Below are 12,253 nucleotides of genomic sequence, written 5' to 3' on the forward strand. Positions count from 1 at the left end.
AAGCCTTACTAGTACATTTTGAAAGCTCAATCGGGCTAGGTGGCCAGCGCCAGCTACTTGCGCGGGTTCGAAGTCAGGCTTGGCTCCCGCCGGCCTCCGGCGATCTCCTCTACTTTGTGCTCAGCTTCCTCCAGCCGGCGCTGGTGGGGGACCAGGACCGTAACGACGGCGCCGATGAGAGCCACCGCACCATAGAGATAGAAGGCGGTGGACCCGCCGATGCCCGCAGCGACCAACCAGCCACCGATGATCGGACCCAGCACTCCGCCGAGCCGGCCCACGCTGGCGCACCATGCGACGCCGGCCGCCCGGGCATTTGTGGTGAAGTAGTTGGACTGGAATCCGTACACGAGCACCTGGGTGCCCAAAGTTCCAACGCCTGCAACAGCGATGAAGGCAAAAAGCATCGGCAACGGAAAGTTGAATGTCATCAGTGCCAGCGAGATGGTAGCAAGTCCGAATGTAGCGGCAATGATTCGCTGGGGGTGGCTCTTGTCCGCCAGGCGAGAAGCGAGCAGTCCGCCCACCACTGCACCGAGGTTCAGCGCAAGCGGGAAGAACAGGGCGTAGGTCCGCCCATAGCCGTAGCCCTCCATGATTTTAGGCAGCCACGTGTTGAGCCCGTAGGTCAGCAGGAGGCCGCAGAATGACATCAGGCCCAGCAGGATGGAAGCCACGATGAACTGCCGGGAGAAGACCGCCGCAAAGCCGGACTTCTGGGGTGCGGCACCAACTTCCAGGATCACCCGCTCTTCGAGGAGGGGGACGCCGGTGCGCTGCGAGGCGGCGAGGGCTTCCTGTTCGCGGCCCCGGGCCAGCAGCCAGCGCGGCGATTCAGGGAGCTTAAACCAAGCAATGGGTAGGAGGATAACGAGCGGTAGGGCGCCAATCATGAACAGTCCGCGCCAGCCGATGCTGTTGTGGAGCAGTATGCCCATGATGGATGCGAAGACTCCGCCTGCCGGGATTCCGGAATACACAATTGCGTTGTAAAACTGCCGCCTTCCTGCAGGTGCGAACTCAGCCATGGTGGCACCGGCGGTGGCGATGACCACGCCGAGGCCGAGCCCGGTCACAAAGCGCATGGCGCCGAAAGCAGGCACGCTCGTGGTCAGTGCTGTGATGAACATGCCAAGTGAGAACCAGGCGATGCCCAACAGCATCAACCGGCGCCGGCCAAAGAAGTCGCCAATGGCACCGCAGATCAGTGAGCCTACAAGTACTCCAATGAGGGCCCAGGACCCGAGGACACCCGCTGTGGCTGCATCAAACGATCCGATCTGACTGGAGTCAGCGAGCAGCCCCGGCAGTACCGTGCCGTAAATGACCAGGTCGTACCCGTCGAACAACAGGGCTGTGCAGATGATGAAGGCTACCCAATTTGCGGTGCGTGCCTCTTTTCGTGGATTTTCGGCGATAACGGCATGCGGTTGCGTCATTGGTCCCCAAGTCCTCTCTGGGTCAAGTGCGGAGGCGCCGGCGCAGGTTCAACCGACAGCCCCCTCCGGGCATCTTCAGCCTGACAGAGGTGTGACCCAGGACATATGAGGTAAATGCCCGGACTTCCGCCCGGGGGGTATTTATACCTCCAGCGGTCTTAGAAAGGTGTTCTAGGTTGCAAATTCTTATGTATTGGCGGCTTGCGCTGGGCTGGGCGGGGGTGCACACACCGGCCGAATCAATCCATACGATCTTGATATGGAACAGCGCAACAGGTCGGTGGCTTTGGATACGAGCCCACGGCTAGGCTGGCGGGATGATCAATCCCGCACGCCTGCACTCCGACCTGTCGCGTCTGGGCAGGGAAACCGACATGTTCCTGGCTACGGTCGCGTCCTTTTCTGACGAGGAGATGACTGTTTCCTCGCTGTGCGAGGGGTGGACCCGGGCCGATGTCGTCGCGCACGTCGCATCCAACGGCCGGGCCCTGGTGAAGCTCATTGATTGGGCCATATCCGGTGAGGAACGCCAGATGTACGCCTCAAGCGAGGACCGCTCCGCCGCTATCTCCGCTCTGGCCGCCCTGCCGAGGGATGAGCTCATCTGGGAGCTGCGAGAGTCCGTTCGAAACTTCGCGGAGCAGGCCCAGCATCTGGGCGGGGAGCTAGCTGCCCTTGAAGTGCAGGTGAACGGCACGGTAATCCCTGCCACGTCCATCGTGGCGCTTCGAATCGCCGAGGTGGTAGTGCATCACCACGACTTGGATACTGCGTGGACACTCGAGGAGGCTGACCCAGACTCGCTGTTGAATGCCCTCGAAGCTGTGGTGCGTTCGTTGCGCGCTGAGGGTGCGCCGGGGATGACGCTGGTGACCGAAGAGCGCGACGAATGGGTGATCGGTGACGGCGGCCTTCGCGTTGTATCGGACCGCGAGGGACTACTCCAGTGGCTGGCTCGCCGAAACCCCGAACACATTCAGGCGGACGGACCGGTGCCGGTACTGCCGTCCTGGTGAGCAGGCTGAGCCTGAGCGCGGCGGGGATTACCTTTTGCTCGGCAGGCTACATAGTGGTAGAACCGCCGGGTTAAGCCCGACTTCCGGGCCTCTCCAAAGTGTGGCCGCCCAGGATTGTCGCGTAAGTTCCGGACGTGAATCAGGTGATCCAGGTCGTCTTTCACATCCATTAGGTAGGGCATCGACGTCCGGCGCCAGCTCCTGTCAGCCGTGCGTAAGGAGGCGGACGGCAGTGATGCCTGGGTGTCAGGGCGCTCCGTTTTCCTCCATCACGGGCAGGGGACCCCTTCAGGCGGCAAATCGCTGCGCCCCTTTCGAGGCCCCTGTCCAAACGCTGATATCCGACGTCATGGAAGCTAGTTGCCTCACGCCACTTCGTTGCAATCTCTGCACGGCTTTGTTTTCGGGTGACAGCCTGGTCCTGCCCCGATTCTCAGCAGCCGGGCGATCGACGGCGGCGCGGGCAGCTGCCGGGGTGGCCGGGTCAGGCTGCGGCCCCTGGCCGAAGCAGGGTGGGTTTACCCCCTCTAGTCGCCGCGTCCGGCCTCAGTACTGATGCATAGCCGGTTGCCTTGGGCATCAGTGGCCACCACCCACATGGGCGCATGTTCATCATCGAGTGTTGCACCAACGCTTACCAAAGCATCCAGAGTCGGGGCGCTTTCGCTAAAGGGGACAGTGACGTCCAGGTGAAAACGATTCACGCTGGGGCTCTGGGACTCCTGAAACCAGATGGCCGGACCCCTGCCGTAGGGATCGGTGAGGCTTCCGTCTTGCTGCATCTTGTAGCCCAGTGCAGTTCGCCAGACTTCCGAAATGGCTTCCGGGGCATCGGTGTCGATGGCTATCTCCACTGTGCGCAGGAGTTCCGGGAGGGGCGTGACGCCAGTGGCTTGGGCGTGCCTCGATATCGAGCGGGCCAGCGTCACGTCACGCGCCGTCACCCTGTCTCCGGCATCGTGCGAAGTGAGCGTGATGAACAATGTGTCGTACCGCCAGTCCACATCAGGGTGGTGATCGGATTCCTGTGCCAGCTCGCCGATGGTGGAAAGCAAGTCCAAGGCAGCTGCGGATGATTCACATCTAATTGCGGTCCGCAAAGCACCCAAACCGTAGCGCCATTCCGGCAACTGGGTCAGATTTGCTTGGATTTGCTCCTGGTTCAAAACCTCTCTTGCTGGCATAACTTTCTCCTCTCTGGGTTTCGAGCTATGGGTTGGGGCCTCCCCAAGTATCTGGAATGCCGAGGGAATCCGACCTCTCCGACTTGCCCGGGTTGCGGTATTCAGCTCGGTCAGAGGCTTGCTGTATGCAACGATATCGGGCGCCTGTAGTTATGGTGATTCACCTACTCGGTCCAAGACAGGTGTCCGGACCATCGCCGGGCGACCCGCACGTATGCACTGTTGAGCCAAGAGCGCGGGAGAGCATTGGGTCTGCTCGGTGCTCTCGCGGCACGGTTGGGCGGCAGCGCTCACACGCGACGGGCTGGAGCGGACCGACGTCCTCGCAGTCCAGACAGAAGGGCCCGAGCGGCAGACCATCGAGATGCAGGTCAAGTCGATCAGATCAAAGGCCGCCGGTGAGCGATGGCCACTCGGTGTGAACTCGCAGCAGCCATCGCTCTCCCAGCACGAGTGGTACGCACTGGTCATGCTCGATCAGGACGTCCCGACCGCGGCGCCCCGGACCTTCATCGTCCCGAGGGATCATGTGGCAGCCGCGGCCTGGATCGGGCACATGAACTGGCTTACTGACCCGAGTGCGCGTCCCGGGACGCGCAATACGCCGCTTGGTCAGGCTCGTGTCCGGTTTGAGACAGTCCTGTCCTATGAGGACCGCTGGGATATGCTCGGCACGCCGACGGACAGTATCCCTGTGATGCTCCCGAGGCAGTACCGCGAACTCGCCGTCGACCCGAGGGTAGGACTGCCCGAGGGGCACCCTTGGAAGACAAAACTACCGGAGTGGTAGGTCATGGCGGCCACCCACGCACCCTCAGCCCTGTTCCTAGACCTGATCGTCGTCATTAGGAACCGAGCCTGATTCTTATTGCTGCATCTCCTCATACACAAGGTCGCCGAGCATTTTGATACAGCGCCTTGCTGGGTCACTCAAACCTGACCGGAGTCTAGACCGGAGGCGTATAGTATCCAACCAAAAAGAAAGACCCCCCTGACCGGGATAATTCCTAGTCAGAGGGCCTTTATTCGTTGCGGGGGTAGGATTTGAACCTACGACCTCCGGGTTATGAGCCCGGCGAGCTACCGAACTGCTCCACCCCGCGGCGTAGTAACGACTCTAGACCCCCCGGTGAACAAACGACGAATTTGGTGAGACGGATCACTAGACCCGGGGGATCGGCCGTGCTCCTGAGCCCCGACGGCGGCCGGTCTCCTTCCCCGCGGAAGGCGACCGGCCGCCGTCGTTGGCAGAACCAGCGGAGGGTCAGTGCAGGTGGTCCACCAGCTTGCCGGCGATGCCGTTGTAATTGGCCGGGGTCAGCGCGAGCAGGCGGTTCTCGGCATCCGGGGACAGGCCGAGGCCGGAGACAAACTCCTTCATGCGCTCGGCGTCAACCCGGTGGCCGCGGGTGAGCTCCTTCAACCGCTCGTAGGGGTTCTCCATGCCTTCAACCCCGGCGATGGCTTCGGCGCGCATGACCATCTGAATGGCCTCGCCGAGGACTTCCCAGTTCTGGTCCAGGTCCGCGGCCAGCACCTCGGCGGGCACGCTGAGCCGGTCCAGGCCCTTGGCAACGTTGGAGATGGCCAGCAGCGAGTGCCCGAAGGCGACGCCGATGTTCCGCTGCGAGGACGAGTCGGTGAGGTCGCGCTGCCAGCGGGAGGTGACCAGCGTGGCCGCCAGCGTGTCCAGCAGGCCGTTGGAGATCTCAAGGTTGGCTTCGGCGTTTTCGAAGCGGATCGGGTTGACCTTGTGCGGCATGGTGGACGAGCCGGTGGCTCCCTCGACGGGAATCTGCGCGAAGTAACCGATGGAGATGTAGCTCCAGATGTCCGTGCAGGCGTTGTGCAGGATCCGGTTGAACCGGGCCATGTCGGAGTAGAGCTCGGCCTGCCAGTCGTGCGACTCGATCTGCGTGGTCAGCGGATTCCAGGTCAGGCCCAGGCTCTCCACGAAGGTCTTCGAAACGGCCTGCCAGTCCGCCGACGGAACCGAAGCGTAGTGCGCAGCGTACGTGCCGGTGGCCCCGTTGATCTTGCCCAGGTACTCGGTACGCGCGATCCGGTCCAGCTGGCGGGTGAGGCGATGGGCAATGACCGCCAACTCCTTGCCGAGCGTGGTGGGGGTGGCAGGCTGTCCGTGGGTGCGGGAGAGCATCGGCACGTCACGATGTTCCCGGGCCATGGCCGAGAACTGCTCGACCAGGGCGCGGGCGGCCGGCAGCCACACCTGTTCCACGGCTCCCTTGACGCCCACGGCGTAGGAGAGGTTGTTGATGTCCTCCGACGTGCAGCCGAAATGCACCATGGCGGTGAGGTTCTCGATGCCCATCTGGCTAAGCCGGCGGCCAATGAAGTACTCCACGGCCTTCACATCGTGGACGGTGACGGCCTCGATCTCGGCCAGTTCGCGCACGGCATTACCGTCGAAGTCGGTGACGATCTTGCGCAGCGCCGACTGCTGCTCCTCGGTCAGCGGTCCCGCCCCCGGCAGGACGGACTGGCCGGCCAGGTGGATCAGCCACTCCACCTCAACATGCACGCGGTCGCGGTTCAGCGCGGCTTCGGAGAGGTAATCGACCAGGGGCGCAACCGCCTGGTGGTACCGCCCGTCCAACGGACCGAGTGCGATAGCGGGGGTGACTTCTGCCAAGGGAACACGGGAAGTTTCAGCCATGGCCCCATTCTTCCATGTCCACTGCCGCCGCTTCCTGCGTGACTTCGCCTGCACAGCGGCGCTGCGTCCTCCCTCGTGCACATGGCCGTCCTGCGTCGGGCACCAGTGGCGACGCCGGACCTAGCGTCGGAAGTCGAGGAGCAAAGGAGGCCACGGTGATGTTTTGGCTAACGGCGACGGCGGAGGCCGGGTTAGGCGGTCCGCCGGACCCGGAATGGGGGCTGGCCCCGGGCCGGCTGCTTTCCTGTGAGCAGGAACTGCTGGCCGTACGGGCGGATCTGGCCGGCGCAGCTGCTGCATGGGTCTCGCCGGCCGGCAGGGCCTTCAGGGCGCGGCTGTACGAGTACAGCACCGGGATGGCGGAGACGGCAGAACTGCTGAGGCTCGCGGCAGCCGCGGTCAGTGCGGCAGAAGCAGCTGCCGGCGCGGCACAAACGGCGGCCGCCGCTTTGTGCGGCCCCCGGCCGTGACTGCCGGGACCAGGACGCACTGTGCTGGTGATGCCCGGTGGCTGACGCCGACTGGCTGCCCGAAGGAGCCCGGTGGTGGGAAGGCGGCACCGGGCACCGCCGGTACGCCGGCTATCGGGTTGCCGGCGGCATCTGCGGCGTCGCGTTTGAGTGGCAGGAGTTGACGTCTGCGGCAATCCGACTGGAGTCGGCTGCCTCTTCTATCGGCGACCTGTGGCGCCAACTCCTGTCTGTGCAAATGCTGCTGGCCGATCCGCGCTGGACATTGCTGCCGGAGAGACTGGCGGCCGAAGCGGCCGTCTCAACCGCTGCGGGATCGTTGGCGGCCCTTGCGGACAGCGCCGGGGCTTTGGCCGGAAAGGTGCGGTTGGCACACGGAACCTACCTGGCCACCGAGCAGGCCGTCTCCGCCGGGCTGCAGGCAATCGACTCGGCCACCTGGTGGATGACGGTTCCCCTCGGCCTGGCCGCCAACGAGGGCCGTCCGACCCGGGCAGGAGGCGAACGGCTGCTCGGCCAGTTCCCGGCAGCCCTGGTAGGAGCGCTGGGAGGCCCGGCAGCGGGGATGCTGCTGCGGGATGGCCGGCAGGGCGGCCCGTGGATCAACCCCGCCACGGAACACGTGGCCCCGCTGCTGGTCTCCACGGCGCGGCAGGCCGGACTGCTCCGGGCCAGCGACATCGAGGTTGAACGCGCGGCCGCAGCGGCCGTAGACATCGATCCCGCACCGGCATCCTTGGCAGGGCTGCTCCACCGGACAGCTATCGCGGACCGCGCCGGCGAGGGCACGGTAGAGGTGCTCGAAGTGTCCGCCCCCGGCGGCCGGAAGCGGTGGGTGGTCGCCTTGCCGGGCACCCAGGCCGCAGGCTCGGCCGAGGCAACAGCCAACCCGTTCGATGAGACCGGTATCGCCGAAGCGGTCGCCGGCGGGAGCCCGTTCGTCTCGACCGCCGTGTCGCAGGCCCTCGAGAGAGCCGGCGCCGGCGCGGAGGATTTGGTGGTGCTGGTCGGGTATAGCCAAGGCGGCATCCACGCCATGAACCTTGCCGCAGATCCGGCCTTCCTGGCCGACCACAACGTGGGCTTCGTCCTCACTGCCGGCTCGCCGGTGGCCGGCATCAACGCCGGCCCGGGCGTCCGGAGCGTTCACCTGGAGCACGCCCAGGACTGGGTGCCGGGCGCCGACGCCAGGCCGAATCCGGACCGTCGCGAACAGGTCACCGTGACCCTGACCGACCCTGTGGCCACCCCTGAAGGAGAGGGCGCCGGGCTGGGACCCGGGCATGATCTCGGGAACTATGTGCTGGCGGCCGGAAACATCGACGCGAGTTCGGATCCGTCGGTGCGCGACGCAACAGCATTCCTTGGCGCAGCGCTCGCCGGCGGCACCGCCAGGCAGCATCTGTTCACCCTGCGCCGCTCGCAGCCGAACGGCTCAAAGCCGTCCCGCCCGGGCGCCCCGGGCCACCGGAAGGCACCTCCGGCGGCGGGTCGGGGCGGGCACGGGTAAGTGCTGCCGGGAATCAGCGGGTGCGGGTCAGCGTGCCCACCACCAGCGAGACCAAGCTGATGATCAGCGAGCCGAGGATCGCCGTCCAGAAGAAGGAATCGACGATGAACTCGACCGGCGTGAAGCTTGACAGCCAGGCCGTCAGCACGAGCATCAGCGCGTTGATCACGACGGTGAACAGGCCCAGCGTCAGGATGGTGACGGGCAGCGAGAGGAGGGAAATGATTGGCCGGACAATGGCGTTGACCAAACCGAAGATCAGGCCGACGAAAAGGTACGCCAGCACCGTGCCAAAGGACTCGTTGCCTGCGACGTCGGCCGCAGCGGAGGCCTCGATGGCCAGGCCGGGCAGGATCCAGCTTGCCACCCAGAGCGCCAGCGCGTTAACGGCGACCCGCACAATGAACTTTCCCATGCGTGTATGCTGCCACATCCGGCCCGCCGTGGCGCGGAAAACCCCGCCACCGGCGCACGTATCCTTTAAGGCATGACTCCTCCTGAGAACCCCATCAAGGAAGCTGCGGTTCCGGCAGCAGGTGCGTCGGTCCGGATCCACCCCCGGCCGGTGCTCGACAGGCTGCCCAAATATGCTGCCGGCAAACCGCCGGCTGCAATCCAAGGACTGCAGTCCTACAAATTGTCCTCCAACGAAAACCCGCTGCCTCCGTTGCCCGCCGTGCTGGAAGCCGTGAACGCGCAGACGGCGGACATCATGCGCTACCCCGATCCGTTGTGCACGGCGCTGCGGACCGAACTCGGCCGGTTCCTGGATGTCCCCGCCGACGACGTGGTCACCGGCGCCGGAAGCCTGGGCGCCCTGGTGCAGATCCTGCAGACGTTTGCCGGACAGCACGAGGACGGCACCGAGGACGAAGTGATTTACGCGTGGCGGTCCTTCGAGGCCTACCCGATCATGGTCGGACTCTCCGGTGCCCGCAGCGTGCAGATCCCAAACCGGTCCGACGGGTCGCATGATCTGGAAGCCATGCTGGAGGCCGTGACCGACCGGACCAAGGTCATCCTGCTGTGCACGCCGAACAACCCCACCGGACCGGCGCTGACCGCGGCGGACCTGGAAGGCTTCGTCCGCAGCGTGCGGGACGACATCATCGTGGTGATCGACGAGGCCTACACGGAATTCGTCCGCGATCCCGAGGTGGTTGACGGCGTGGCCATGTACAAGAAGTACCCCAACGTGGTGGTGCTCCGGACCTTCTCCAAGGCGCACGGACTGGCCGGCCTGCGGGTGGGCTATTCCATTTCGCAGCCGGAGATCACCCGGCATCTGCGCGTAGCGGCCACCCCGTTCGCGGTGTCGAGCCTGGCCGAGCATGCGGCCATCACTTCGCTGCGCCACTACGACGAAGTTGTAGAAAGGGTACAAAGCCTCGTCGACGAACGGGACCGCGTGGTCGCCGGACTGAACATGCTCGGCTGGAAGATCCCGGAGACGCAGGGAAACTTCGTCTGGCTGCCGCTGGGTGATCGGGCGCAGGAGTTCGCAGAGCTGGCCGGTCGGCAGGCACTGTCCGTGCGGGCCTTCGCAGGCGAGGGCGTGCGGGTCAGCATCGGCGAAGTCGAAGCCAACAGCCGCTTCCTGGCGCTCTGTGAGAACTATACAAACGGTCCGGGCGTTTCCTAACGGTAATATCACCGGCCCGCGCCGCACCTGCCATTAGGCTAGGACGAGACAAACGACAGATATATGCCGGGTCAGGAATGTATTCCCGGCCCGGCATATATGAACAGCGAAGATCTCTGCCGCAGGGCAGCGGATCGGCGAGGAGTTCGTATGGGCGCTGAGCACCTGCCCGCCTCGGAATTCGACATCGAAGAACTGGAGCAGTCGCTGGTGGCCAGCGACCCTGCGGACGCGCCCCCGCTGGTGCAGCTGATGGCCCCGGACGGGACCATCCGCGAGGACGCCAAGTTCAGCCCCTACGCGTCCCACCTCGACGGCGAAGCGCTCCGCGGGATGTACCGCGACATGGCGCTGATCCGCCGGTTCGACCAGGAAGCCACCGCGTTGCAGCGGCAGGGGCAGTTGCTGCTCTGGCCTCCCCTGCTCGGCCAGGAGGCGGCGCAGATCGGCTCAGGGCGCGCCATGCAACCGCAGGACTACGTGTTTCCGACCTACCGGGAGCACGGCGTCGCCCTGACCCGCGGGCTGGACCTGTCCCACGTGCTCAAGCTGTTCCGGGGTGTCAGCCAGGGCGGCTGGAACCCGCAGGAGGCCAACTTCCATCTCTACACGCTGGTGCTGGCCGCCCAGGTACTGCACGCGGTGGGCTACGCCATGGGCATCCAGCGCGACGGCGACGACGCCGTGGCCCTCGCGTACTTCGGCGACGGCGCCAGCTCCGAAGGCGACGTGCACGAATCGATGGTGTTCGCCGCCTCCAACCAGTCACCGGTGGTGTTCTTCTGCCAGAACAACCACTGGGCCATCTCCGTTCCCACGGAAGTCCAGTCCCGCGTTCCGCTCTCCAACCGTGCCACCGGCTACGGCTTCCCGGGTATCCGCGTGGACGGCAATGACGTCGTCGCCGTCCATGCCGTCACCCGGTGGGCTATGGAGCACGCCCGCTCGGGCAAGGGACCCGTACTGATCGAGGCATTCACGTACCGGATGAGCGCCCACACCACCGCCGACGACCCGACCAAATACCGCGAGGCTGCCGAGGAAGAGGGCTGGCGGGAGCGCGATCCGATGTTGCGGCTCGAACGGTACCTGCGCAGCAGCAACACGGCCGGCGACGAATTTTTCAACGAGGTGTCGGCAGATGCCGACAAGCTCGCGGCGACCACCCGCGCCGACGTCCTGGCCATGGAGGCCCCGGACTTTGAGGACCACTTCGCCAACGTCTATGCCGATCCGCACCCGTTGGTCCGCGAGGAGTTGGAGTGGCACCGGCAGTACCAGGCCGGTTTCGCCGATTCCGCCACCGAAGACAACGCCGCCGGGGAGGCCCGCTGATGACCACCATGACGATCGCGAAGGCCATCACCAGCGGGCTGCGCGAGGCCCTGGCCAATGATCCGAAGACGCTGATCATGGGCGAGGACATCGGCAAGCTCGGCGGGGTGTACCGGGTCACCGAAGGACTGCTGGCCGAGTTCGGCGCCGACCGCGTGGTCGACACCCCGCTGGCCGAATCCGGCATCCTCGGCACCGCCATCGGGCTGTGCTTCCGCGGCTACCGGCCGATCTGCGAGATCCAGTTCGACGGGTTCGTCTTCCCGGCGTTCAACCAGATCACCACCCAGTTGGCCAAGATCCGGACCCGCAGCTCCGGACTCCTGTCGGCCCCCGTCGTCGTCCGCATCCCCTACGGCGGCGGCATCGGATCCATCGAGCACCATTCGGAGTCCCCGGAGGCCCTCTTCGCGCACACGCCCGGCCTGCGCATCATCACCCCCTCGAACCCGCACGACGCCTACTGGATGACCCAGCAGGCCGTCGCCAGCCCGGATCCGGTCATCATCTTCGAACCCAAGCGCCGCTACTGGCTCAAGGGCGAGGTGGACACCGAATCCGCCGGCCGCGACGCCTTCAGCGCCCAGGTGGTCCGCGAAGGCACCGATGCGACGATCGTCGCCTACGGCCCGCTGGTACCGGTCGCCCTGGCCGCGGCGAAGGCGGCGGAAGAGGACGGCAACAGCGTGGAGGTCATCGACCTGCGCTCCATCTCGCCGATCGACTTCGACACCATCACGGCGTCGGCGGAGAAGACCGGACGGCTGATCGTCACGCATGAAGCCCCGACCTTTGGCGGCATCGGCGGGGAAATCGCCGCGCGCGTCGGCGAACGCGCCTTCCTGAGCCTGGAGGCGCCGGTGCTTCGCGTCGGCGGCTTCCACATGCCCTACCCGGTGGCGAAGGTGGAGGAACAGTACCTGCCGGACATCGACCGCCTGCTCGAGGCACTCGACCGTTCGCTCGCCTACTGATATCGG

General features: G+C 65.3%; 11 protein-coding genes and 1 tRNA gene. 7 read left to right on the plus strand and 5 right to left on the minus strand.

The window, feature by feature from the left end; genetic code table 11:
* Nucleotides 1–53: 53 nt before the first annotated feature.
* Nucleotides 54–1,439, minus strand: coding sequence for an MFS transporter (locus AC5RVS_RS04280; RefSeq protein ID WP_494107239.1), 1,386 nt, complete (start codon nucleotides 1,437–1,439; stop codon nucleotides 54–56).
* Between the two features lie 317 nt (nucleotides 1,440–1,756).
* Here AC5RVS_RS04280 and AC5RVS_RS04285 point away from each other — a divergent pair, with 317 nt between their 5' ends.
* Nucleotides 1,757–2,455 carry a maleylpyruvate isomerase family mycothiol-dependent enzyme gene (locus tag AC5RVS_RS04285; RefSeq protein ID WP_494107240.1) on the plus strand — a complete coding sequence of 233 codons (699 nt, stop codon included), beginning with the start codon at nucleotides 1,757–1,759 and terminating at the stop codon, nucleotides 2,453–2,455.
* A gap of 527 nt (nucleotides 2,456–2,982) precedes the next feature.
* On the opposite strand, the gene AC5RVS_RS04290 is transcribed toward AC5RVS_RS04285, so the two are convergent.
* Nucleotides 2,983–3,639: a 4a-hydroxytetrahydrobiopterin dehydratase gene (locus AC5RVS_RS04290; protein ID WP_494107241.1), complete on the minus strand. Its 657-nt coding sequence runs from the start codon at nucleotides 3,637–3,639 to the stop codon at nucleotides 2,983–2,985.
* Nucleotides 3,640–3,898: 259 nt separating this feature from the next.
* Here AC5RVS_RS04290 and AC5RVS_RS04295 point away from each other — a divergent pair, with 259 nt between their 5' ends.
* Entirely contained in the window at nucleotides 3,899–4,429 is a 531-nt protein-coding gene (locus AC5RVS_RS04295; protein WP_494107242.1) for a hypothetical protein, read from the plus strand.
* A 239-nt stretch (nucleotides 4,430–4,668) separates the two neighbouring features.
* On the opposite strand, the gene AC5RVS_RS04300 is transcribed toward AC5RVS_RS04295, so the two are convergent.
* Nucleotides 4,669–4,742, minus strand: a tRNA-Met gene (locus tag AC5RVS_RS04300).
* 161 nt (nucleotides 4,743–4,903) lie between these two features.
* Entirely contained in the window at nucleotides 4,904–6,316 is a 1,413-nt protein-coding gene (purB, locus tag AC5RVS_RS04305; RefSeq protein ID WP_494107243.1) for an adenylosuccinate lyase, read from the minus strand.
* A gap of 155 nt (nucleotides 6,317–6,471) precedes the next feature.
* Between purB and AC5RVS_RS04310 the strand changes: the two genes are divergently transcribed.
* Both AC5RVS_RS04310 and AC5RVS_RS04315 read left to right on the plus strand, forming a co-directional pair.
* Nucleotides 6,472–6,786 (plus strand): hypothetical protein, encoded by a 315-nt coding sequence (locus tag AC5RVS_RS04310; protein WP_494107244.1) that lies wholly within the window; start codon nucleotides 6,472–6,474, stop codon nucleotides 6,784–6,786.
* A 37-nt stretch (nucleotides 6,787–6,823) separates the two neighbouring features.
* Nucleotides 6,824–8,296 (plus strand): alpha/beta hydrolase family protein, encoded by a 1,473-nt coding sequence (locus tag AC5RVS_RS04315; RefSeq protein ID WP_494107245.1) that lies wholly within the window; start codon nucleotides 6,824–6,826, stop codon nucleotides 8,294–8,296.
* A gap of 13 nt (nucleotides 8,297–8,309) precedes the next feature.
* On the opposite strand, the gene AC5RVS_RS04320 is transcribed toward AC5RVS_RS04315, so the two are convergent.
* The gene (locus tag AC5RVS_RS04320; protein ID WP_494107246.1) at nucleotides 8,310–8,711 is read right to left on the minus strand and encodes a phage holin family protein; all 402 of its coding nucleotides are present in this window, start codon (nucleotides 8,709–8,711) and stop codon (nucleotides 8,310–8,312) included.
* Nucleotides 8,712–8,783: 72 nt separating this feature from the next.
* Between AC5RVS_RS04320 and AC5RVS_RS04325 the strand changes: the two genes are divergently transcribed.
* From AC5RVS_RS04325 to AC5RVS_RS04335, 3 genes are all read left to right on the plus strand, one after another.
* On the plus strand, nucleotides 8,784–9,938 hold the full coding sequence (locus AC5RVS_RS04325) for a histidinol-phosphate transaminase (RefSeq protein WP_494107247.1): 1,155 nt from the start codon (nucleotides 8,784–8,786) through the stop codon (nucleotides 9,936–9,938).
* A gap of 150 nt (nucleotides 9,939–10,088) precedes the next feature.
* Nucleotides 10,089–11,273, plus strand: coding sequence for a pyruvate dehydrogenase (acetyl-transferring) E1 component subunit alpha (gene pdhA / locus AC5RVS_RS04330; protein ID WP_494107248.1), 1,185 nt, complete (start codon nucleotides 10,089–10,091; stop codon nucleotides 11,271–11,273).
* Nucleotides 11,273–12,247, plus strand: a complete 975-nt coding sequence (locus AC5RVS_RS04335; RefSeq protein WP_493989883.1) for an alpha-ketoacid dehydrogenase subunit beta — start codon at nucleotides 11,273–11,275, stop codon at nucleotides 12,245–12,247. Before pdhA ends, AC5RVS_RS04335 begins: the two co-directional genes overlap by 1 nt.
* Nucleotides 12,248–12,253 lie beyond the last annotated feature (6 nt).

This window comes from Arthrobacter sp. Y3221048, from assembly GCF_059092685.1.

Coding starts and splice junctions, on each gene's coding strand:
- AC5RVS_RS04285 (WP_494107240.1), top strand. CDS start 1,757: ATGATCAATCCCGCACGCCTGCACTCCGACCTGTCGCGTCTGGGCAGG.
- pdhA (WP_494107248.1), top strand. CDS start 10,089: ATGGGCGCTGAGCACCTGCCCGCCTCGGAATTCGACATCGAAGAACTG.
- AC5RVS_RS04280 (WP_494107239.1), bottom strand. CDS start 1,439: ATGACGCAACCGCATGCCGTTATCGCCGAAAATCCACGAAAAGAGGCA.
- AC5RVS_RS04335 (WP_493989883.1), top strand. CDS start 11,273: ATGACCACCATGACGATCGCGAAGGCCATCACCAGCGGGCTGCGCGAG.
- AC5RVS_RS04290 (WP_494107241.1), bottom strand. CDS start 3,639: ATGCCAGCAAGAGAGGTTTTGAACCAGGAGCAAATCCAAGCAAATCTG.
- AC5RVS_RS04320 (WP_494107246.1), bottom strand. CDS start 8,711: ATGGGAAAGTTCATTGTGCGGGTCGCCGTTAACGCGCTGGCGCTCTGG.
- AC5RVS_RS04325 (WP_494107247.1), top strand. CDS start 8,784: ATGACTCCTCCTGAGAACCCCATCAAGGAAGCTGCGGTTCCGGCAGCA.
- purB (WP_494107243.1), bottom strand. CDS start 6,316: ATGGCTGAAACTTCCCGTGTTCCCTTGGCAGAAGTCACCCCCGCTATC.